Origin of the sequence: Neobacillus sp. D3-1R (assembly GCF_052180215.1) — a bacterium.
Lineage (GTDB): Bacteria > Bacillota > Bacilli > Bacillales > Cytobacillaceae > Pseudoneobacillus.
This window is the reverse complement of the sequence record NZ_CP197471.1, coordinates 40,678-62,662: the sequence shown is the minus strand read 5'-3', so window position 1 is coordinate 62,662 and position 21,985 is coordinate 40,678. Positions and strand designations below refer to the sequence as shown.

Below are 21,985 nucleotides of genomic sequence, written 5' to 3'. Positions count from 1 at the left end.
CCTACTTAATAATAAATGAAACAATCATCAATACAATAGTTACACTAAGTCCCGCAAATAAAAATGTAAATCTCTTGTTCATCGAATCTTTCGTTTCTTGAGCAAGTTTATATAACTGATCTATGTTAGTTGATTCTAGCTTGCTTAAAAAAGCAGAGTGTTTCGTTTCCAATTCGGTTTTATAGGCAGTTATGGTCTTTACAACGTTTCCAAGTTCAGATAAGTATCGATCTTGCTCAGCTTTAAACTTAGCCAACTCTTCTACCATAACGATACTATTGGCCGATTTCACCTGGTTCGGAAGGCTGTTAATTAAGCTTTCAAGTTCGAGAACAGAAGAAGTAACATGAGCTCGTAATACTTCATTTTTCTGTTCAGTGGTAGCAGGAACCTCTTTTAATTGCTCGATGACATGGTTACTTTGAATAGAGAGATCAGATGTTTGTGAATAAATTGTACGAATTAACTCATCTATGGCTTGTTTATTATGTTCCTGGATCGTAATCGTAGATGTATTGATTTTATCTAATAAATCCGTAGAAGAATGAGAGAATCCTTCTCTTTGCTTCTTAATTTGCTCTATTAATGTTGTAATAAGCAGATTAAGTTCATTAGAAGCCAAAACATTCTGATGGAATGTTTCTATTTCTTTCTCAAGCTGTTCAATAGATTCTAGCATACTTATGTCCTCCTAAACTGTTGAAACGTTTATTAGCATATATAGCCATTACACCGTAATAAATCGTATCTTTCTCTCCAGCTTCGTAAACTTTATTAAAGAATTCAAGGAAGGTAATGCCTAATGAATTGTCTTTAGAATCTAAATACTTAAGAATTGAAAGTCTTCCTTCTAAATTACATTTGGAGAAAATACTAAATAGAGAATCTTTTAGTTCAAGTAACTCATAACCCGATACATGATTCAGAATCCGTTCAAGTCGGTTACGGTCAAATCTAGAATTCAGTTGGAGCCCGCCTAAGAACAAAAAGAAGTCCAGTCTATACGAATAGCGGTTACTGTTTATTCGTTCAATATTGGCAATAGTATGTTTACCAGTACCTTTAAGAATTTTCGAAGTAAGCTCTTCGAGTGTTAGATTAGAGTAATATTCTTCATCAGTTATAATCTCAATAAATGGTAAGGTGAAATACTCCTTAATCTCGCTTGTGATTTTTTCGTTATCCCCTTCTTGGTTTCCCTCTATGAAATCCAAGAAATCTAAAAACTGCTCTTTGTGAAGATACAAATATTTAGCATAATACCAATCAACATAAACTTTGATTATTTCTTCAATAGTGGAGGCTCTAGCAATTTTGACAATACTCTCCCGATTACTACCCATAAAATCAAAATAATCAGAAGCTTTTTCCTTCATGCGATTAATCATTTTTTCAGCTTTTGAATATAAGTTGTGATTTGTTGAGCTAATATCCACAAAGATACTCACCGTATTTGCTTCATCGTTTGCTGAAAATGAATACCAATCATATACATAGCCAATAACATAAAGCATATATAAATTTTTACGAGCGGATTCAATGGTTTCGATAGCATATGGTGTAACGTAATGAGCTCTTCCTTCGTTCCTAAATCTCTCATACAGCACAATCAACTGGTTATATAAAGCTTCCTTTGAATCCGCATTGTTGTTAAGTTTACGGAAAGCATCTGTATAGTCGTTATCAAGCTGGTTAATCAATTCAGAAATTTGTTCTATCCCTGTGTTTCTTTTCAAGAGAGAAGGGTCCACATTCTTTGATGTACTATTTAAGTAAATAATATAAGAGGTAACTTGCTCATCTGCTCGTCCAGCTCGACCAATCTCCTGTACATATTCATTCTTAGATACAGGTAATCCAAAATGTATAATATTTTTTACATTCGGGAAGTTAATTCCAACTCCTAGATCTTCAGATGCAACTAAGACTTTGCATTTCCCATCAGCAAAATGATGATATGCGGTTGGGTTACTTCTAAGAAAAACATCCGCTTCGAACCCTACAGCGTCTGCAACTTTAAGAGAAATTCCTTCGTTCTTTGTAAATATGATGGTTCTCTCGTTTTTACGTAGTAATTCCTGTATAATTTCAGAAGTTGTCTCGTACATTTCATCAGTACTGTCAACACACCGGAAATCATAAGAGATATTATATTTATCAAAACCAATCGGTGAGAAGAAATTATTCTGTGGTATTGCTAACTGTTTTTGAATATCCTCAACAACCGTATAGTTTGCAGTTGCGGTAAAGCCAAGGAATGTGGTTCTGTCCAAGAATTTGTTTAGAAATTTAGACAACATTAAATATTCCGGTCTGAAATCATGTCCCCAATTAGACAGGCAATGGATCTCATCCAAAACAATAAAAGCAACTTGAAGATCTTTATTAATATGTCTAAATCTACTAAGCAAATTACGATTTTGAAATGTTGTCGGGGTGAGAAATAAAAGACTGTTATACATTTCATATTCTCGAAAATTATTGTCTGTCGTCAGTTTCAAATGAGAAACATTATCGAAATGGTGGAACTTTTGTAAATTACGGATTTGATCACGAATCAAAATGTCTGTCGGTGTCACTACAAACACAGGCAGTGGCTGAAGTAGTGAAGCCATATAATAGATTAGAGATTTCCCGCTTCCAGTAGGCATTATACAAACTGCGTGTTCCTTTGATGATAGCATATTTTTTAATGCCTCAAATTGTCCTTCCTTAAAACTGTCAAAAGGTGATATTTCGTTAAGTATATACTCTAAATCACGAAGATTACTTTTTTTTAAACTATAATAAATTCGCTGGCCAATCCAAAGTTCACGAGCATTTGAGATTAAATCTTGATTTTCTTCAATATATATTCCTTTATTTGATGCTAGTCCCATAGTACTGGCATTTCTATTAAACACTATTTTTATACTATGTGGAGCGATCCCAATAAGTCTGCAGAACAAGGCAGAATAGTGATTAATTATCTTAACTGCCAACTTTATTTCATCTTTGACTCCAACAAAATTCATCTCAAGCGTATCATTCTTTAGAAGGTTATTTTTCACCATCTGTAAAAGGATGATGGAATAGCGGAAAACATTCTTATAATCAAGGTTAAATACGGTTTGCCCTTGCTTAAGTAAATGAGGTTTATCCTCAACTTTGATTTTAGAATTGCGAACCATATAGTTGTACACAAGCGCATACACATTTGCATATGGGTGGTTGCATTTATATACTTTGTTTATTCCGCAAATAAAAAACCCATAGTCTGAGTTGCCCACTCCACAAGGAACGTAGATTCTATCTTGGTATTTAATTAGTTTAGTATTGACATAGTAGGTATCATACTCATCCCTAATATCAATTGGATTTTCAATAATGTCCATGTAACCATTTTCATCTGAATGTATCCCATGATTTGATTCTTCAAGAAGTTTTGCCGCTTCCTTTTTCAGTTCTTCTGCTTTACGAGTAGCGTCCAAAGCCAGAGCTGCCTCTGCCTCAGTTAATTTACGTAGAACTTGAACATCTACTGCTGAAAGCCAAGTATCAATTGCCCAAATAGCAGCGTCTTCCATAACAGAATACTGTTTTATAAGTTTTGTAATCAGATTATTTCGATCAAATTCGTTTACCGGAGAGGAAGATTTGAGTGTTTCAAGGACACCATTATCATAAGCCAGCATAAGCAAATTAACTTTTTTAAAATCGTTTGTATAAACATCGCTATAGAAGCCCTTTAATCTAACTCGAGACATGAGTATACTAGGTTTTTGCTGAAATACGGATTTTATCTCCAACTTATCCATTTTCCTAACCTTCTTTTATTATTGTAAATTAGCATCTGGACCTTGAACTTTTTCCATAGAAGGTTCCGTTGCAGATGTTCTACACTCCGTTTGAATATCATGTGGTTCCTTCTCTACATTATTAGACACATCATTAATCATATTTTGAAATGCGGTAAGTTTTAGTTCTGCTAATCTAAATGCAGCTTCTGCCTCATCATAATCACGCTGTGACTTAGCATAATCTTCCTTAGCCTTATTAAGTTTTGTTATTGTATCACCCATGTTTGCTTTCGATTCTGGAATTACAACAGCATTTGCTTTTTCCATTCTTTCTTTTGTTGAAAGTAAGTAGTGTGCTGCTTTCTTTTTTAGCAATAAAGTTGAATCGTATTCATTCTGCGCTTTTAGCAAGTCAACTGATGCTGTAATCTTTTCAATATTTAAGATTCCGGCAATTGAAACATCATCACCGCTTCCACGTTGTGAGAGCGTGGGAAGATAGTCTTTAACCTCGTTACAGCCTACTTCGAAGCCATGTTCACCGAAGATGGTTAAAACAGAGCGATAGAATGAATGAAGTTCATCATTACTGGAGTACGAATCATCAATGCCGTCTGTACCGATAAAAACCGCAAGAGGAATTTCCTTGCTTACAAAATAACGAAATTCTTCAGATGCATCAGAATCGCATATTGATGTAGTGATATTGGAGTGGCATTGTTCGTCCCAAGGTATAGGTTGTGAAAAGTTCCCTTTCGTATCTACGAAAACACATTTTCCATCTCCTATTTGCAGACCAAACCAATACTCTTTCGTTGCTCCGATAATCATCAAAGTGGTGCCATAAGCTTTTGCTACATTTTCTCCACTTTCATAATATTTTTTATATTTATCTGCTGCAACCGTCAATTCACTCTCAGAAAAAGGATTCTCTGTGCAGTCATCCTCAACAAAAGTATGCCAAGCTGAAAGGATACTTTTAGATAATTGATCAAATATGGTAGGGTGAATTGTCTCGTGGTTAAATTCATCAGGAGCAATCCCCTCCATAAATTCTTTCACACAGTTCATAGCTGCTTGAACAGCATATCTTGAACCTCTATCTGTACGAGGGTAGTTATCACTACCATGACCATCAGCAACAATAGCTATAGTCATGGTATCTGATGTATAACTATCAGATGCATCTTCACACACTTTATTTACACGGATATGTTTATGTCCAATAGAAGTTCTATTAAATGCCTTCATAGATATAGACAATGGATAAAAGCCTCCTTCTGAGCAATTTTCAATTACCAATTACTCCAATCAGGTTTATTATCAGAATCTAAGGTGTTCTCATTATCTACATCTTCTATTACATCCTTAACAATTTTTCCAGAATCCTCTTCTGGTGAACTTAAATGATCACTAGACTGCTTGCTATGGCTTTGGAATTCGGACGCACGAATACTTACCTTGTGGATCATCTTTTTAAGCATATTTTTGTCTTTAACTGTAATCACCGATTCATAATTACCTGTAAATTTTGCAAGTACATCCTTGTCTGCTTCACCATCAATATCAATTGCAATAGCAATTTTGATAGAATTCTTGAACCAGTTATTGTTTTTAACTTGAGCAAGACCTTTCTCCCAATTATCAGTAGGGCCACCATCACTGAACAACAATATAACCGGGGCATACGCACCTGTTTGGGATTGTAAAAATTCATTGCGGGATAGCTTCTTATCAAGTTCAATTAGGGCTGCACCAAGGTCAGTTAAACCACCTGCATTTAAATCATTCCAGATAATATCCTCTATGCCAACTGGTCCAGATTGCGGCGTAATCCAAGAACAACCATCAGAGAATTGCATAATGGCTACTCTAATTTCAGCATCATCATTTTCTTTTGAGATTTGAGTTAAGTCAGGAATGCATTCTTCCATAGCTGCATTTACTTTTCCTATTTTCTCGCCGTACATACTACCAGAAGTGTCGACAAGATAGAATAGGGTCATGATCTTTCGAGGAGCTGGTGCAATTTTATCAAGTAGTGACATCATTCATACTTCCTTTCATTAATTAAATAATTTTTCCACTATTTTGAGACATATTTCCAAACTCAATAACAAATCCACTTTGTACAGGAACAACATCATTTGGTGCTACTGCACGTTGCGTACCATCACGAAGATTCACTTTCCAGTTCAAAGTAGAAAGGTTTCTAATACCATATAAAGAGGGATTCTTTTTGTTGGCAATGACTTCACCTAGTACAGAGTAGATATCATCTTCCGAGGAATCGACATGCCAAAAATAAATCTTACTATCAAAAAGTAGCGGTACATGATAAGAACGTGTTTCAAGTGCATTCCATCTCGATAAAGGTTTCTCGCATTCAAAGCATTTGCTTGAAGGCCCATCAGATGCAAACATTTCCTCATTACAGTTAGGACATTTGATGATGTCGGCTTTAAGTCTAAAGAAAATATCGAGCCATTCCTTTTCAATAATTCTCGGTGCTTTTTTTAACATCACATCTCTGCTGAAGGCTTTTGCGAAAGCTTCCTTCACATATAATGGATATACGTTCCAAAACAATTTAAGATTATGGTCCGTACCTGGAATCGGACGATTTCGACTATCCATAGGATCAAAGATAAATACTGGGTCAGTTCCATAATATTTTCTTTCCAATTCCTTCGTCATACAAGGAGGGGTTGAATACCGTCCTTCTAATGGATGGTTGATAAACAGTAATCGGAATAAAATAACCGCAAGTGAGAACCTATCTGAAGTCTTATCTGGATCATTCAACATTTGCACAATTTCTGGAGCCATGTAACGCTGTTTGCCCATAATCCCAAGATTAGTTCCATATGGTGAAACATTGTCATTGTCACAGATGAGCACTTCTCCGTTTGACGGGTCAATGAAGAAATTACCATTGTTAATATCCTGATAACTGTATCCTCCATTATGTAACTCTCTATAAGCCTGAATGATATTGATAGCCGCATTAGCAATCGATTCAAAAGATTTGAAGCGAACCTGCTTTCTCTTTGCAGATCCTACAAAAAATGCCGTTAATTCCTCATAGCCTTGTGGACGAATATCCATAATATAGCCAAACTGATCATCTAATACAGAAGTTATACCAATCGGCCACAGGAATGAATTTGTTGGTGCTCCCTTGGCGATATTATTTTCAAGGTTAGCGTAAAACTCCTTTTCTTTCCCTTTAAAAACCCCTTTATGATACCACTTTAAAGCATATTCTTTCCCATCATAAGAGACCTTGTATACGGTGCCTTGTCCACCTGAACCAAATTCCGAAATAACATTTGCTTCTCCACCAAGTTTCATTGATACCTTATCCCCAGCTTTTAAAACAGCCATGTACCCTTAACCTCCATGTGTCTATTAGCATATTTTTTAATCTATTACTTTAAAAATCTTATCTTAAAAAACAATATTTTAAAATTATACTTAATTCAAAAATTTTCCTATTACAATAATAAACTATTTATAAAGGAAGGGCTAAAAAATAACTATATTATACCAATCTTCCTATGCTCCCGATCTTGCATCATTAAATCAGCTAATGCCTCTGATTGGTAAGAGTTAGATTGGAAATATGAATTAAGGTTCTTTATCAGTCGCTTACAATTTAGATGTTTCTCCAAAAAACGGTCTGCTTCCGTTTGGATAATGGCATCTGTTATGTAAGGATACGAATCTAAAAATTTGATAAACTGATTATATTTTGAGTCTATACGTATTGAACTTATGCCATCAAAATATGATGATAACTCATATCTATATCCGGCATTATCCAATTGAATAACCTGTATCTTAGCATTTGATTTTGTGTTAATGATGGTAGCATATAAAGGATATAAAGAACTTCGCTGGAACATCTCTTTCGCCTCTTCTGCTTGTAAAAAGAGACAATAATACTTACCATTTTTAACTAAATTATCGTAGTTGGTTTGGACTACCTTGACTGGTAACAATCCGGTTTCAGGATTATATAAATGTTTCATTAATTTACCTTTTGCTATTTCGATAAAACCTAAGGATTGAAGTCTCATTTTGTAATCCTTGACCGATTCAAATGGTTCCTTTTGGAGGGCAATGCATTTGAATGGAATACTTTTCACTTTTTCCACTATTTCTTCTTGTTCTTTCAATTTTTTATCAAATACAGCCCCCCAAGTTTGAATGGACCACAGGATATGTTGAGATTCTATTCCGTACTTATTGTAAAGCTGATAGAATATTTTTGAAATCAAAGTGTGATTCACTGTGAATTCTTGAACTTGATGCAATTCAGGTACAATATTCTCATGCATAGCAAACATAAGTAAATTTATTTCTCTGATCTTCCCCGGTAATAAATCTTTCAGAATTGCCTGGAACCTGCTAGGCTGATAAAATATTTCTATCCCATAACTATCCTTCAATTTTTTTAATAGACTCACAATATCTTCCAAATAAAAGCACCTCGTTTAACTCAAAATACATCGTGGTTTAAGCTTCTGGCACCCTCTTTAATTAAGGTGTTTCTATCCACAGTTAACTTATTTCCTTCTATGGAATTCTTGATTGCCTCTAAAACCGCTTCAAAAAGTATTTTTGAGTTTATTAAAAAATCTCCAGGATTAATGTGTAAAAAATGAATTTGATTACTAAATGCCCAAAGCTGCTTTAAATCAGTATCTCTTTTCTCACCAATCCAGCAGGCAAGTCGTATAGCAGTTTTACCTAAGAAAGTATTATTAAGGCGGGAGATTGCCAATTTATACTCCTCTGGACTATCCGTACACGGTCCATCCGTAATTAATACACAGATGGGAGGTACCCTTGATATACGTTTTCTTCTCTCAAATTCATCTGACAATAAATTAATGGCTTTAGATGTAGCAGTGGTCCCCCCTATTGCAACCTGAATATCGTGCCAATCTAATACTTTGGCTGGTACAGGCGCTGGGCCAATATGCCATTTTACTTTATCAGAAAAGCTGATACAGTGAATGAGCAACTCATAATTGGGGAACCTCTCAACTTCATTTGCTAATACTTTCATAGAATTTCTCAAAATTCCATTCAGCATTTCTATTATCGTTCCTTCCATCGAGCCAGATCGGTCAACCAGAAAATACAAATCTAGTCGTTCCTTTCGCATTCCGGCATCCCCTCTTCTTGTTGATATATTATTTTTGAGGCAATGTTTGAATTATTTCTTGCATTCTTTGATCGTCTTTTAATCGAAATTTTATTTCTACTCGGCGTGACTTTTGTCGATTAACACTGCCATCCTTATTTAAAATTAGTTTCGTTTCAGATCGTCCATTTGCTGTTATATAATCTTTCAACTTACCCTTAACAGGATAAGATGGGGAACTTTTACCAAGAATATATTTTGCTACATTAAATGCTCGACGTTGTGATAAATCAAGATTCTCAAAATAGTCGCCCTCATCATCTGTATATCCTTCGACTATAATTTCAGATACATGCCCTTCAAATTCTTTTGATAATAATGCGGAAATATACACTGGAATAACCTTATCAAGTTCCTTTTGAAAATTAGTCTGTAAAATATCCTTGCCTGACTCAAATAAAACATTACCTGAAAAAGAAACAGTACCTGTTTGTGGATCAATCTCAATTTTTAAATTTGATTTTTCAAAAGCTTCTTGTAGTGAGTGCACAATTTCTACCCGTATTCCCATTATCTTCTTTATTTTTTCACGATATTCTAAATTTTCTTTGTGGATTTTCTTACTTTCAAACTCTACTCTTGTAATATCTTTTTCTTTTTCCTTTAATTCAGCTGATTTCTCTGAAATCGTATACACCATTATTAATAATATAACTAATAAAATAGAAGCTAATAGATCTGTAAAAGTTGGCCAAAAATCTGTTTCTTCATTCCTCGTTTGAAATAACCGCCTATATTTTGTAAACATCTTTCTTCACCTTAAAGACTAGAGGTAAGTTTCTCAGATTCAGTTACCCACTGTTCCTTTTTTTCACTTTCTATTAAAAATTTCATCGTAATCGTTTGTTCTTGTATGTTACGTTCTAAACTAGATACCGCTTCTTTTAATATTTCAATATTATTTGAGAAAGTGGTAGATAAACTATTAGTAGATTGATCAAGTAGATTTAATTGACTATTCATAAGATTGGTAGAAGCTTCTGAGAAATCTTTAAATTTCTCTAAAGAATGGTTTAACTTATTAAAAAAGTTATATTCTATCGACTCTGAGATTTTATCCATCATTTCATTCCATTTAGTAATGTTCTCATTAATAAATTCCGTATTATCATTAAACATACCATCCATTTGATCGATGGTATATTGTGTACTGTTTAATAAATGACTATGTTTTTGTTCAATACCCTCGAACCGTTCAAATAATCTATTTTGCTGATCAAGTAACACATTTAGTCCAGATTGGATATCTAAAGAGAAATCATTTATAGATCCATTAAAACGATCTACTAGAGCTGTAGTTTTTAGAGTTGTACCAGACCATTGGTCAAGCATCGACTTAATGAGAGATGCATATTCTTTCTGATTATCTAATTGAATCGAATGTTCCTCTTGGAAATCTTTAAAAAACAGCAACATACTATCATATTGATTCTGTAATTTCCCTAATCCACTATCAAATGATTGAGAGAAGTGAGAAAACTTATTAGTCCAATCACCACTAAATGCAGTATTAAATGTGCCAAGTACTTCAGTAACGTTATTTACTAGTGAATTTGTTTCCTGCCTAATAAGCTTGAAATCATCTGTTATGGATTCCTGTTTGTTGATTAATGAAGTAGTAAACTGCTCTTGCGCAGCAACTTGTTCAGCTTGATATTGGTAATGATTATTGAAAAACTCTTCCAATTTCTCATGATAATTCTGGATGTTTTCAGCTGCTTTATTAATGATGTTTAGATTGAGTTCGTTGATTTTTGTCTGATTTTGAATAAAGGTGATGATATTATAGGAAGTTGTTTCAACATTACTGGTAACTTTAAGATTAGTTTCCTCCACATTTTTAAAGAATAAGAATAACTCACTAAAATTCTTATTAAGATGTGAAGCATCCTCCACAAACTGTTCCATAGAAGAGGTAACTCCCTTAAAGACATTACCAAATTTATCTGCATTTTGAGACAATTCTTCGTTAAATAAAGAGAGATGTTTAGATGCACCTTCAAATTCCTCTGAAAATTTCGACAACCCCTTTATTTCATAAAGTATATCCTTAATCGAACTGTGTAAAGCGTAAATTCCTAAGAGTACATTATCTTCCCTCTTAACAGCATTAGTTTCCAAATGTATTTCCATCTCTAGCATAATTTCAACTAGCATCTGTTCATTGTTATCTATTTTGGTCATAAATGTATGTAATAAAGAAAGGATAATACCAGTAATACTTGTATTAAAAGCCACTCCCATTCCCGAGAGAACACTCTTAGTTGCATCAGAATCTGCTCCTCCAAGACCTCCAATAGATCCAGTTAAGCCTAAAAATGTACCTAGCACTCCTAGAATAATAAAAACTGATGTATGGGATTGAATGAACCTGACAACCTTAAACAGCGGGTATGACCTATTCCATATGTTTATATGGTACTGGGAGATAGATGCTTCAACTATTAATTGAACATTTATTTTATCCCCATTTAGGCGTTTTTGATCATTATAGGCTTTTATTACCTGTTTCACTAAAGGGTCATTAAACTGTTTTTTCTTTATGTTTCGGTGTATATTCTGTAAATGCTTGAAAATAATTTTATTAAAAATGGTACTAATACTAAATAAGGCCAAAGATAATAGAATAATAATTGTTGATGGGATTGAGGAAAAAATAGTAAGAAGATATTGCACTTCAATCACTCCTTTTACATAAAGAAAGTGGAAACTCCATCACAAAGACAGTGTTTCAACAATATAGATTTATTTAATAACAATCTTCACTTGAGACTCACCAAAATTAATGATGATATTTTCCTGAACTTGAAGTATCCACAAGCCAAAAAAACTGAAGGATTCTCTCAGCTATATCGCCATTATAAACTGGAAATAAATTATCCATTAGAAAACCTCCTAAACATTAAAAATTATCCCTAGAATAAGATTAATTTAAATAGTATGAAAAATATGTCGAATTTTGTATATTTTTTTAGAAAATAGTAAAAAAATAGCGAAGTTTATTGTGAGCTTCTACACCTTATTTTTGTTGACTTAGATCCTTTTACACCTTAAGTCAAAACCAACAAAATTTAACATATTCATTTACAAATAATGCTTTAATGGTGGAATGAATGAAAAGGTTTATTAATAAACCTTAGATAATTCTGTTTATATTACGATGCTAAAATTTTATTAGGGGAAAAAACCTTATTCAACAAGGAACATTACATTTTTGAGTGTTAAAGAAAAAAGGGAGTCTTAAACTATATGGTTTTGAAACTCCCTCTTCCTATTTCCTTTATTCATCAATAAACCCATCAATCTTTACGTCTTCTTTTCCTCGTTTTACCTTGTGTGCTGGATTGTTCTTAAACACTTCACCTTCAACCATGTAGTTTAGAAATGGCCTAATCCTCATAAGTTTTGTGTTAATTGTTCCCGCTTGATTCCCTTTCTCTTGGCTCTCCCATAAATATTGTTTAATGTGACTGTAATTAATGTCTTTCACATTACTACCTGTTATCAATGCACTAGTAATTTCTTATGTTTGTCTTGGTTGTGTTCTTGAAACGCCTGTCATCCAAAAAGTCTTGAAAAGCAAATTTTAACAACATAAAAAGACTACCTCCTTGTAATTAGGAAGTAGTCTATACTTTAGACAAAAATCATTTACATGACTAGTTCACAAAATGAGTGAAAAACAGTATTAACTATTTCTCAAGATGAAGGCTTAAAGCCTACATCATGCCGCCCATTCCACCCATGCCGCTCATGTCAGGCATGCCGCCTTGACCAGCTGGTTCTGGCTTGTCAGCCACAACTGCTTCAGTTGTTAAGAACATTGCAGCAACGGATGCAGCGTTTTGTAATGCAGAACGAGTTACTTTAGTTGGGTCAACGATACCAGCTTCGATCATGTTTACCCACTCGCCAGTAGCAGCGTTGAAGCCTGTTCCAACTTCTTCACGCTTTAAGCGATCAACGATAACAGATCCTTCTAGACCTGCATTGTGAGCAATTGTGCGAACTGGTTCTTCCATTGCACGAAGTACGATATTGATACCTGTAGCTACGTCGCCTTCAGCTTGTAATTGAGCAACTTTGCTGTATACGTTTAGAAGAGCAACCCCACCACCAGATACGATACCTTCTTCAACTGCAGCACGAGTTGAGTTTAGAGCATCTTCAATGCGAAGTTTGCGTTCTTTTAATTCTGTTTCAGTAGCAGCTCCAACTTTGATTACCGCTACTCCACCTGCTAATTTAGCAAGGCGTTCTTGTAATTTTTCACGGTCAAATTCAGAAGTTGTTTCTTCTAATTGAACACGGATTTGGTTTACACGAGCAGAGATAGCTGCCGGCTCACCAGCACCTTCAACAATTGTTGTGTTTTCTTTCGTTACAACCACTTTAGAAGCGCGTCCTAAAGAAGCGATTGTTGCAGACTTAAGGTCACGGCCTAACTCTTCAGTGATCACTTCACCGCCAGTTAATGCAGCGATATCTTCAAGCATTGCTTTACGACGGTCACCAAAGCCAGGAGCTTTAACAGCTACAGCATTGAATGTTCCACGAAGCTTGTTTACTACTAAAGTAGCAAGTGCTTCACCTTCTACGTCTTCAGCAACTAGTAATAATGGTTTACCTTGTTGTACTACTTGCTCAAGAACTGGCAGGATTTCTTGAATGCTAGAAATCTTCTTATCTGTAATTAAGATATATGGATTGTCTAAAACAGCTTCCATTTTATCAGAATCAGTTACCATGTATGGAGAAGCGTATCCACGATCAAATTGCATACCTTCTACTACATCTAATTCAGTTGTGAAGCCTTTAGACTCTTCGATTGTGATAACACCGTCGTTACCAACGCGTTCCATTGCTTCTGCGATTAATTGACCTACTTCTTCATCAGCAGAAGAGATAGCTGCAACTTGAGCGATAGAAGCTTTGTTCTCAATTGGTTTAGAAATTTCTTTTAATTCATTAACAGCTGCCTCAACTGCTTTTTCGATACCTTTACGGATACCCATTGGGTTCGCACCAGCAGTAACGTTTTTCAAACCTTCACGAATCATCGCTTGAGCTAAAACAGTTGCTGTTGTAGTTCCGTCCCCAGCAACATCATTTGTTTTGCTTGCAACTTCAGCAACAAGCTTAGCACCCATGTTTTCGAATGCATCTTCTAATTCGATTTCTTTAGCGATTGTTACACCATCATTAGTGATAAGTGGAGAACCGAATTTCTTTTCAAGAACAACGTTACGACCTTTTGGTCCTAAAGTAACTTTTACTGTATCTGCAAGAGCGTCAACCCCGCGTAACATCGCGCGACGTGCTTCTTCACTAAATTTAATTTCTTTTGCCATTAGTAAAACCTCCCTGATTTTTTAATGTCTATTATGAAATCTCAGTGGTATTTATTAACCTACAATAGCAAGAATATCGTTTTCACGGATAATCAAGTATTCAGTACCTTGATACTTAACTTCTGTACCAGCATATTTTGAGAAGATAATGCGGTCTCCAACTGAAACCTCTAACGCAACACGCTCACCATTCTCAAGAACTCGGCCAGTACCTACAGCAACAACCTTTGCTTCCTGAGGCTTCTCTTTCGCAGAATCCGGTAAAAGAATACCGCTTGCAGTTTTTTCTTCTGCCTCAACAAGCTCAATGACAATGCGATCTCCTAGTGGCTTTAACATTAAAAATAACCTCCTCAATAAATTATGTAATTTTTAATTTATTAGCACTCTCTAGTCATGAGTGCTAACACATTTTATATATTAATGAATCTTCATTTGTTTTGCAAGTATCATGCATAAAATTTTCAAAAGAAAATCTCGACGAAATTAGACAAGGTTTCTATGCCTATTCTAGACACAACTATATAAGTATAAGCCTGTGTCTTTTCTTTTATTCTTGATTATGATGAAATGAAGTAGTTCTAATTGATACAAACGGTCTTTTATGCGTAAAATGTAATTGTAGAGTAGAAGTAAAGGAGATCAAACCGTTGAAAAAAGAATATTGGATTATCATCATTGTCTACATCGGCATGCAATTTTCCAGTGTTTTAGGGATTCCGCTCCTCACACTAACAGGAAAATTTTTAGGAAATACCCCTGCCAACTGGAAAATGGTTTATGTATCTTATTGGCTCCTCATTAGTTTTTCTATCACGACACTGATTGTACTTTTTATTTTAAGAAAAGAAATGAAATCCGATCAATTAGATAGAAGCCATACGATGTCATTTCAAAGGTCCTTGCTTTGGGCTTTCATCGGTATTTTCTTAGCCCTAATTTCACAATCGCTTGCTGCAAATATTGAAAATATGCTTGGAATTAAAATGGGTTCGGAAAACACGAAACAAATTATTAAGATTATTGAAACGTTCCCTCTTGTGATTATTGTTAGTTCCGTATTAGGACCTATTTTAGAGGAAATCGTCTTTCGAAAAATCATCTTTGGTTCACTTTACAAACGTTTTAATTTTTTCCTATCTGCCCTTATCAGCTCGGTTATCTTTGCATTAGCCCACACAGAGCCTGAACATACACTGCTTTACTCGGCTATGGGCTTTACCTTTGCCTTCCTATATGTAAAGACGAAACGAATCTGGGTTCCCATGTTTGCCCATGTAGCCATGAATACATTTGTTGTGTTAATTCAATCTGTTTTCAAAGAAGATATCGAAAAAATGATACAAGAAGCGGAAAAAGTTCAAAGCTTTATTTCATTTTTTTAAAATGATTTGGAGGATTTTATGAGATATTCACCTTTTGGCTCCGGCATCCTATATATTTTGCTAGGTAGTTTATTTACGTATTTTGCTATTCAAAATGTCCAAGAGGATGGCTGGGGCTTTTTCTCTTATCTATTAGTCATTCTTGCTACATTTGACGTAGGATCAGGGATAAAAATGATCGCCATCCATTACAAACTCAAAAAAACATTCAAAAAAAAATGAGTCCGCCTAATGGACTCATTTTTTATTCCTCTTCATCTGTCGAGTAATGTTTTAAGAAATAGATTAACGATTGTAGTTCGACTGCTAAATCAATATGGTGTACCCGAATAGAATTCGGTACATCTAATCGTGCTGGTGTAAAATTTAATATTCCTTTTACATTTGCGTTAACGAGTTTATCGGTAATACTTTGGGCAACAGGAGCTGGGACCGTAAGAATGGCTACTTGAATGTCTGACTTTACGATGATTTCCTCAAGTTCATCCATATGATATACCTTGACATCTCCGATGGTTGTCCCCACTTTTCCTTTATCTACATCAAACGCAAGTTCAATTTTAGTATTATTATTTTTTAAAAAATTGTAGTTTAAAAAAGCTGTTCCCAGGTTTCCAACACCTATGAGAGCCACTTTGGTTAATTCATCTTGGTCCAAGGTTTTTGAGAAAAAAGATAATAAGTAATTAACATTATATCCATAGCCCTTTTTCCCCAAGGCACCAAAGTACGAAAAGTCTCTTCGAATCGTTGCGGAATCAACTTTTACCGCCTCACTAAGTTCAGCTGAAGAAACACGCTGCTTTCCAGATGAATGTAAATTTTTTAAAAATCGATAATATAACGGCAATCTCTTTGCCGTCGCTTGTGGTATCTTCATCGTTTCATTATTCATTTACCATCCCATCCCCTACCTTGACTATTTATAACGTTTATTTAACTGGTTCAATCCTCTTAAAGTCACCATTTTTGCCGCCTGTTTTTTCGACAAGGAAGGTTGGTCCAATGACCATCCCTTTATCCACCGCTTTGCACATATCATAAACGGTTAAGGCACAAACGGATGCAGCTGTGAGCGCTTCCATCTCCACTCCCGTATTTCCTTTGGTTTTAACAGTAGCATAAATATGTAATATATAATCATCTTCCACGGCTTCCCAAGAAAAAGTTAAATCAATTCCTGTCAGCGGTATCGGATGACACATCGGAATAATGTCCCATGTCTTTTTGCAAGCCATGACGGCTGCTACTTGTGCGACAGCTAAGACGTCTCCCTTTTTCATGGTCTGATTGGTAATTCTTTCATAAATCTCTTTATTTAATCGAATACTAGATTGAGCAACAGCCGTTCGCACGGTCTCTGGCTTATTACTGACATCTACCATTTTTGCTCGGCCTTCTTCATTAAAATGCGTAAATTCTGCCATTTGATAGCTCCTCTCTCATTTAATATACACCATTTTTATCCTACTTGTTAAGACGATTGTAATTTTCTTCACATATATTACTGATGATTGCCGATACCATCAGATTAGGATACACTTGGTGTAGGTAAGAGGTGAATAATGATGATTTTATTACAAGTAAATCAACTATCAAAACATTTTGGTGCTGAAACTATTTTATCGAATATAAAGCTAGAAATTCAAACTCGAGATCGGGTAGCCCTTGTTGGACGAAACGGTGCGGGTAAATCGACTCTTTTAAAAATCATCTCTGGTCAAATGAGCTTTGATTCTGGAGATATTATAAAACCAAAAGAAGTAACCATTGGTTACCTCGCTCAAAATACTGGACTAGAATCCAGTCTCTCCATATGGGAAGAAATGCTGACAGTCTTTATACCATTACAACGAATGGAAAAAGAACTGCGCCTTCTTGAGGAAAAAATGTCCGACCCTTCTGTTTTAGAAGATTCTCTTCAATATGAACGTGTTTTAAAGGAATATGATATCCTTCAGGTTAAATTTAAGGAATCCGGTGGTTATCAATACGAGGCAGATATTCGTTCTGTTCTTCATGGATTGAACTTCCAGACCTTCGACTATAGCACCAAAATAGCTACCTTAAGTGGAGGGCAAAAAACAAGACTTGCCTTAGGGAAGCTACTTTTAACAAAGCCTGATATTTTAATATTGGACGAGCCTACTAACCATTTAGATATCGATACGTTGTCTTGGCTGGAACAATACTTACAAACCTATGATGGAGCCATTCTGATTGTCTCGCATGACCGTTACTTCTTAGACAAAGTGGTCACACAGGTATATGAAATGTCCCGCCGACAAATTCAAAAATTTGTTGGAAACTATAGCTCCTATCTCGATCAAAAGGCTGAGCAATATGAAAGAGATTTGAAGTTATTTGAAAAACAGCAGGATGAAATTGCAAAATTAGAGGATTTCATTCAAAAGAATTTGGCAAGGGCATCTACCACCAAAAGAGCACAGTCTCGTCGAAAAAAGCTTGAAAAGATCGAACGGATGGACCGTCCAAAGGGAGATGAAAAATCGGCTTCCTTTAGCTTTGAAATAGAGAGGCAAAGCGGAAATGAGGTTCTTCATCTAGAAGACTTAACGATCGGTTATCAGAACGATGCGATAGCCAGCCATCTTTCCTTACGATTAACTCGTGGTGAAAGCGTTGCTTTAGTTGGTCCAAATGGTGTTGGGAAATCTACTCTATTAAAAACAATTATTGAAAAACTTCCTGCTATATCAGGAGGAGTTCGCTTCGGTTCGAATGTAACGATTGGTTACTATGACCAGGAACAAGCTGAACTATCTTCCAATAAAAGAGTGTTAAACGAATTATGGGATGAGTATCCTTTAAAACCAGAAAAAGAGATCAGGACCATCTTAGGTAATTTCTTATTTTCAGGTGAGGATGTCCTTAAAATAGTATCCACTTTATCAGGTGGAGAAAAAGCGAGACTTGCTTTAGCAAAGCTTATGATGGAGAAATCCAATTTGCTGATTTTGGACGAACCTACGAACCACTTAGATTTAGACAGCAAAGAGGTTTTAGAAAATGCTTTAATTGATTATCCAGGTACCATCTTGTTTGTTTCACATGACCGATATTTCATCAATCGTATTGCCTCAAAGGTTCTTGAATTAAGCGGAGATGGTTGTACGGAGTTTCTCGGAGACTATGATTATTATCTAGAGAAAAAAGAAGAAATGATTGAATTACAAGCATTGGAGCAACAGAATAACGCTCCGGGAATGAATGCTACGGATAAAGTGGAAAAAAACAATTACCAGCAGGATAAAGAACAAAAGAAATTAGAACGACAACGAAAACGTAAGCTAGAAGAAATTGAGGAAGGCATTTCTCAGCTTGAAGAGAATATTGAACAATATGAGCTTCAATTATGTGACCCTGAAGTTTTCCAAGACCACGAAAAGGTTTCGGAAATTCATACGAAAAACGAGCAGGCAAAACTTGAATTAGAAGGCTTAATGGATGAATGGGCTGAACTAGCAGAATAACTTCCTATGATAACAAAAAAGCACGCCATAAATGGCGTGCTTATTCTGTATATCCCTTAAAGTAATTTTTCTAGTTCTTCTGCTGGCAGTGGTTTGCTAAATAAAAACCCTTGCATAAGGGTGCAATCTTTTTGTAGGAGATACTGTTTTTGATAATCTTCTTCTACCCCTTCAGCCACTACTTTTAAACGAAGACTTCGCGCCAAATTAATAATTGCTTCTACTATTTCTGAATTGCTGAAATCTGAATGGATTTCTTGGACAAATGATTTATCAATTTTTAATGTGTCAATCGGCAATGATTTTAAATAGCTTAAGGAAGAATATCCTGTTCCAAAGTCATCAATCGAGACTGAAACTCCATGTTCTTTAAGATTCTCAAGAGCAAAGATGACCTCTTTCGAATTTGTCAGCAACGTACTTTCTGTTATTTCAATCTCAAAGTATTTCGATTCTAATTGTGAATCTTGTAGAATTTCTTTCACTTGAGCAGCGAGCTTTTCTGGATCTAGAAATTGTCTTGCCGAGAAATTAACGGATAACTTAAGTGGTTCTACTCTATTCTTATTCCAAAGCTGAATCTGCGTACAAGCTTTTTTCATCGTCATTTCCCATAATGGTTGGATGAGTCCTGTTTCCTCGGCAATCGGAATAAAAATACTTGGAGGTATAAAACCAAGTTCCCTATCATTCCATCTTACTAAAGCCTCCACACCAACGATCTTACCAGAATTTCCATTTACCTTTGGTTGATAAAAAACCTTGATATTTTCCTCTTCAATCGCTTTTCTTAATCTCGACTCTATCAGTGGCTTTTCTCTAGTGATCTTATTTAATTCTTCATTGAAAATAACCACTCGATTTCCGCCCATATTTTTCGAGGCATACATCGCTATATCTGAAGAGGCAATAAGGGTATCGATATCTTTACCATGGTCTGGAGAAACACTAATGCCACAGCTTATGCCAAGATAAATTTCATTTTGGTCTAAGTAAAAAGGCTGTTTTAACTCGTGTACTATTTTTTCAGCAATCTGTTTAACCTCATTCAAACACAATCCCTTTATTAGGATGATAAATTCATCTCCACCCTGCCTCGTGATCACACTATTTTCAAGTGCCAATAATCCCTCAATCCGTTTGGATACCATTTTAAGCAGTTCATCACCCTTAGAATGACCTAACGAATCATTGACGTTTTTAAAGCGATCTAAATCGAAAAATAAAATAGAGATATTTTCATTCGTTCTCTCCGATATATCAAGAAACTCTTTCAGCTTGTCCTGTAAAAAGCGTCTATTCGGTAAGCTTGTCAATGGGTCATGCAATGCCTGATATTCAATAATGGTTTGACTATGTTTTAGATCGTTCACATACGTTTGTAAGTAACTTGATAAAGCATTAACGTTTTGCGTAAGCACTCCAAATTCATCTTTTCGCTTTAGGAACAGTTTTCTTCCAAAATTGCCCTGAGCTATTTCATTTACATGTTCGACAATTTGTCCAATTGGGTTGGTGATCGAACGGGAAAAAACAAAGCTAGTCAGCAATACAATGATCATGAAAACACTAGAAAGAAGGACATGGTCTCCTAACTCACGCATTAGTTGATTTTGTATTAATCCATAGTCGTACACTAGCCCAATCACGTATTGATCATCGTTCCCTTTATTGATAGGTACGAAGGTTTTCCTCACTTCTTTTCCGTTTAAATGTGCAGAGTAAGTTTGAATTTCTCCTGTTGTTGATGCCTTCTTAATCCATTCAGCATCCTCTTTTTCATTTATAAAATTATACTTTCCATACCAGATTGGCTCTTCCGATATCCTCGTATAACTATTCCCATTTAACGTCACCACTGATTTCTTTTTACCAAAGCTTTTGGGATTAAAAACGGTCAATTCCAGTACTCCTTCTAATTCCTTAGTAAAGCGGTCCATAACTTTTCCAGGCCCAAATTGTTCTTCATACCCTAGTACTTCGTTATCTCGTAAGTAAGGGTCGATAATATAATTAGTAGTTCCGTCAAAGTAATAACCCCATTTGTCTACATGATCCGGATTGCTTGAAGCTACTTCAATAGGACCAGACCAATAATTTGGTAAAGTTAATCCTTCATTTACACGAACTGGCTTTAATTCAAGGAGTTGTAAATAGGCATCGTACCAATAGCCCCAACCTTTTGTAGATAAATTAATTTCCTTTGGGTCTGATGATTTTACACCTATCACATCATCTTTTGTTTTAGCCATTAGCGTTATATGAGAAACCATCAGTTCCTTTGCTAATTGTTCCAATTGTTCATTCGTTACATCGTTATAATCGGCAGGTAAAGTTTTTTGAATAGCAATGGATGCTGTTCGCAATTCCTTTCCAAGTAAATTCTCAACATATAAGGAACCTTCCTTCGCATTCTCAACCTGAAAAGAAATCTCTTGCGTGATAAGTTTTATTTCCTTTTCATTAAAATCTAGTAGCGCTTCTTTCGATCGGAGATAATGAAAAGTATTATTTGCGAATAAAATAAAAAATACTAAAATAGTAAAAATCAATGGAAGCTTTTTCTTGATAGACAAACGAAACACTCCAATTTATTAAGTATAGAGTTCCTTCCGGTTTCCCGGGAAATTATTCTATAAAAGTAAATACGCGAAAGTTATATTATAGCAATAATCTCTTCTAATATGTTTAAAAGGAGTTTTGAAAATATTGGATTTTCCTTTATCAATCTAGCTCATGAAAAAACCTTGATACTGTTTGT

The 21,985-nt window shown here is 35.2% G+C and carries 18 protein-coding genes; 3 read left to right on the top strand and 15 right to left on the bottom strand.

Features of this window, described 5'->3' with window-relative positions; all coding sequences use genetic code 11:
* Position 1 precedes the first annotated feature (1 nt).
* From ACSBPO_RS00360 to groES, 12 genes are all read right to left on the bottom strand, one after another.
* On the bottom strand, positions 2-679 hold the full coding sequence (locus ACSBPO_RS00360) for a hypothetical protein (RefSeq protein ID WP_442597668.1): 678 nt from the start codon (positions 677-679) through the stop codon (positions 2-4).
* Positions 663-3,797: a DEAD/DEAH box helicase gene (locus tag ACSBPO_RS00355; protein WP_442597666.1), complete on the bottom strand. Its 3,135-nt coding sequence runs from the start codon at positions 3,795-3,797 to the stop codon at positions 663-665. Before ACSBPO_RS00355 ends, ACSBPO_RS00360 begins: the two co-directional genes overlap by 17 nt.
* An 18-nt stretch (positions 3,798-3,815) precedes the next feature.
* Complete coding sequence (locus ACSBPO_RS00350; RefSeq protein WP_442597664.1) at positions 3,816-5,042, bottom strand: PP2C family serine/threonine-protein phosphatase; 1,227 nt, start codon at positions 5,040-5,042, stop codon at positions 3,816-3,818.
* 32 nt (positions 5,043-5,074) lie between these two features.
* Entirely contained in the window at positions 5,075-5,827 is a 753-nt protein-coding gene (locus ACSBPO_RS00345) for a vWA domain-containing protein (RefSeq protein WP_442597662.1), read from the bottom strand.
* A 22-nt stretch (positions 5,828-5,849) separates the two neighbouring features.
* Complete coding sequence (locus tag ACSBPO_RS00340; protein ID WP_442597660.1) at positions 5,850-7,166, bottom strand: protein kinase domain-containing protein; 1,317 nt, start codon at positions 7,164-7,166, stop codon at positions 5,850-5,852.
* Positions 7,167-7,318: 152 nt separating this feature from the next.
* Positions 7,319-8,263, bottom strand: a complete 945-nt coding sequence (locus ACSBPO_RS00335) for a hypothetical protein (RefSeq protein ID WP_442597658.1) — start codon at positions 8,261-8,263, stop codon at positions 7,319-7,321.
* Between the two features lie 20 nt (positions 8,264-8,283).
* The gene (locus ACSBPO_RS00330) at positions 8,284-8,955 is read right to left on the bottom strand and encodes a vWA domain-containing protein (protein ID WP_442597656.1); all 672 of its coding nucleotides are present in this window, start codon (positions 8,953-8,955) and stop codon (positions 8,284-8,286) included.
* Positions 8,956-8,983: 28 nt separating this feature from the next.
* Entirely contained in the window at positions 8,984-9,742 is a 759-nt protein-coding gene (locus ACSBPO_RS00325) for an OmpA family protein (RefSeq protein ID WP_442597654.1), read from the bottom strand.
* An 11-nt stretch (positions 9,743-9,753) separates the two neighbouring features.
* The gene (locus ACSBPO_RS00320; protein WP_442597652.1) at positions 9,754-11,670 is read right to left on the bottom strand and encodes a MotA/TolQ/ExbB proton channel family protein; all 1,917 of its coding nucleotides are present in this window, start codon (positions 11,668-11,670) and stop codon (positions 9,754-9,756) included.
* A 604-nt stretch (positions 11,671-12,274) separates the two neighbouring features.
* Positions 12,275-12,484, bottom strand: coding sequence for a hypothetical protein (locus ACSBPO_RS00315; RefSeq protein WP_442597650.1), 210 nt, complete (start codon positions 12,482-12,484; stop codon positions 12,275-12,277).
* A 229-nt stretch (positions 12,485-12,713) separates the two neighbouring features.
* Positions 12,714-14,345 (bottom strand): chaperonin GroEL, encoded by a 1,632-nt coding sequence (gene groL, locus ACSBPO_RS00310; RefSeq protein ID WP_442597648.1) that lies wholly within the window; start codon positions 14,343-14,345, stop codon positions 12,714-12,716.
* Positions 14,346-14,399: 54 nt separating this feature from the next.
* Positions 14,400-14,684 (bottom strand): co-chaperone GroES, encoded by a 285-nt coding sequence (gene groES / locus ACSBPO_RS00305; RefSeq protein ID WP_442597646.1) that lies wholly within the window; start codon positions 14,682-14,684, stop codon positions 14,400-14,402.
* A gap of 311 nt (positions 14,685-14,995) precedes the next feature.
* Here groES and ACSBPO_RS00300 point away from each other — a divergent pair, with 311 nt between their 5' ends.
* Together ACSBPO_RS00300 and ACSBPO_RS00295 are read left to right on the top strand one after the other, a co-directional pair.
* Positions 14,996-15,730 (top strand): CPBP family intramembrane glutamic endopeptidase, encoded by a 735-nt coding sequence (locus ACSBPO_RS00300; RefSeq protein ID WP_442597644.1) that lies wholly within the window; start codon positions 14,996-14,998, stop codon positions 15,728-15,730.
* Between the two features lie 18 nt (positions 15,731-15,748).
* On the top strand, positions 15,749-15,952 hold the full coding sequence (locus ACSBPO_RS00295) for a YdiK family protein (RefSeq protein ID WP_442597642.1): 204 nt from the start codon (positions 15,749-15,751) through the stop codon (positions 15,950-15,952).
* 22 nt (positions 15,953-15,974) lie between these two features.
* Here the strand turns inward: ACSBPO_RS00295 and ACSBPO_RS00290 are convergent, their stop codons facing one another.
* Complete coding sequence (locus tag ACSBPO_RS00290) at positions 15,975-16,625, bottom strand: redox-sensing transcriptional repressor Rex (protein WP_442597640.1); 651 nt, start codon at positions 16,623-16,625, stop codon at positions 15,975-15,977.
* A 37-nt stretch (positions 16,626-16,662) separates the two neighbouring features.
* Positions 16,663-17,157 (bottom strand): cyclic pyranopterin monophosphate synthase MoaC, encoded by a 495-nt coding sequence (moaC, locus tag ACSBPO_RS00285; RefSeq protein WP_442597638.1) that lies wholly within the window; start codon positions 17,155-17,157, stop codon positions 16,663-16,665.
* A gap of 141 nt (positions 17,158-17,298) precedes the next feature.
* Between moaC and ACSBPO_RS00280 the strand changes: the two genes are divergently transcribed.
* The gene (locus ACSBPO_RS00280; protein ID WP_442600274.1) at positions 17,299-19,224 is read left to right on the top strand and encodes an ABC-F family ATP-binding cassette domain-containing protein; all 1,926 of its coding nucleotides are present in this window, start codon (positions 17,299-17,301) and stop codon (positions 19,222-19,224) included.
* Positions 19,225-19,280: 56 nt separating this feature from the next.
* Here the strand turns inward: ACSBPO_RS00280 and ACSBPO_RS00275 are convergent, their stop codons facing one another.
* Positions 19,281-21,800: a putative bifunctional diguanylate cyclase/phosphodiesterase gene (locus tag ACSBPO_RS00275; protein ID WP_442597636.1), complete on the bottom strand. Its 2,520-nt coding sequence runs from the start codon at positions 21,798-21,800 to the stop codon at positions 19,281-19,283.
* Positions 21,801-21,985 lie beyond the last annotated feature (185 nt).

Coding starts and splice junctions, on each gene's coding strand:
- ACSBPO_RS00360 (WP_442597668.1), bottom strand. CDS start 679: ATGCTAGAATCTATTGAACAGCTTGAGAAAGAAATAGAAACATTCCAT.
- ACSBPO_RS00355 (WP_442597666.1), bottom strand. CDS start 3,797: ATGGATAAGTTGGAGATAAAATCCGTATTTCAGCAAAAACCTAGTATA.
- ACSBPO_RS00345 (WP_442597662.1), bottom strand. CDS start 5,827: ATGTCACTACTTGATAAAATTGCACCAGCTCCTCGAAAGATCATGACC.
- ACSBPO_RS00340 (WP_442597660.1), bottom strand. CDS start 7,166: ATGGCTGTTTTAAAAGCTGGGGATAAGGTATCAATGAAACTTGGTGGA.
- ACSBPO_RS00330 (WP_442597656.1), bottom strand. CDS start 8,955: ATGCGAAAGGAACGACTAGATTTGTATTTTCTGGTTGACCGATCTGGC.
- ACSBPO_RS00325 (WP_442597654.1), bottom strand. CDS start 9,742: ATGTTTACAAAATATAGGCGGTTATTTCAAACGAGGAATGAAGAAACA.
- groL (WP_442597648.1), bottom strand. CDS start 14,345: ATGGCAAAAGAAATTAAATTTAGTGAAGAAGCACGTCGCGCGATGTTA.
- groES (WP_442597646.1), bottom strand. CDS start 14,684: ATGTTAAAGCCACTAGGAGATCGCATTGTCATTGAGCTTGTTGAGGCA.
- ACSBPO_RS00295 (WP_442597642.1), top strand. CDS start 15,749: ATGAGATATTCACCTTTTGGCTCCGGCATCCTATATATTTTGCTAGGT.
- ACSBPO_RS00290 (WP_442597640.1), bottom strand. CDS start 16,625: ATGAATAATGAAACGATGAAGATACCACAAGCGACGGCAAAGAGATTG.
- moaC (WP_442597638.1), bottom strand. CDS start 17,157: ATGGCAGAATTTACGCATTTTAATGAAGAAGGCCGAGCAAAAATGGTA.
- ACSBPO_RS00280 (WP_442600274.1), top strand. CDS start 17,299: ATGATTTTATTACAAGTAAATCAACTATCAAAACATTTTGGTGCTGAA.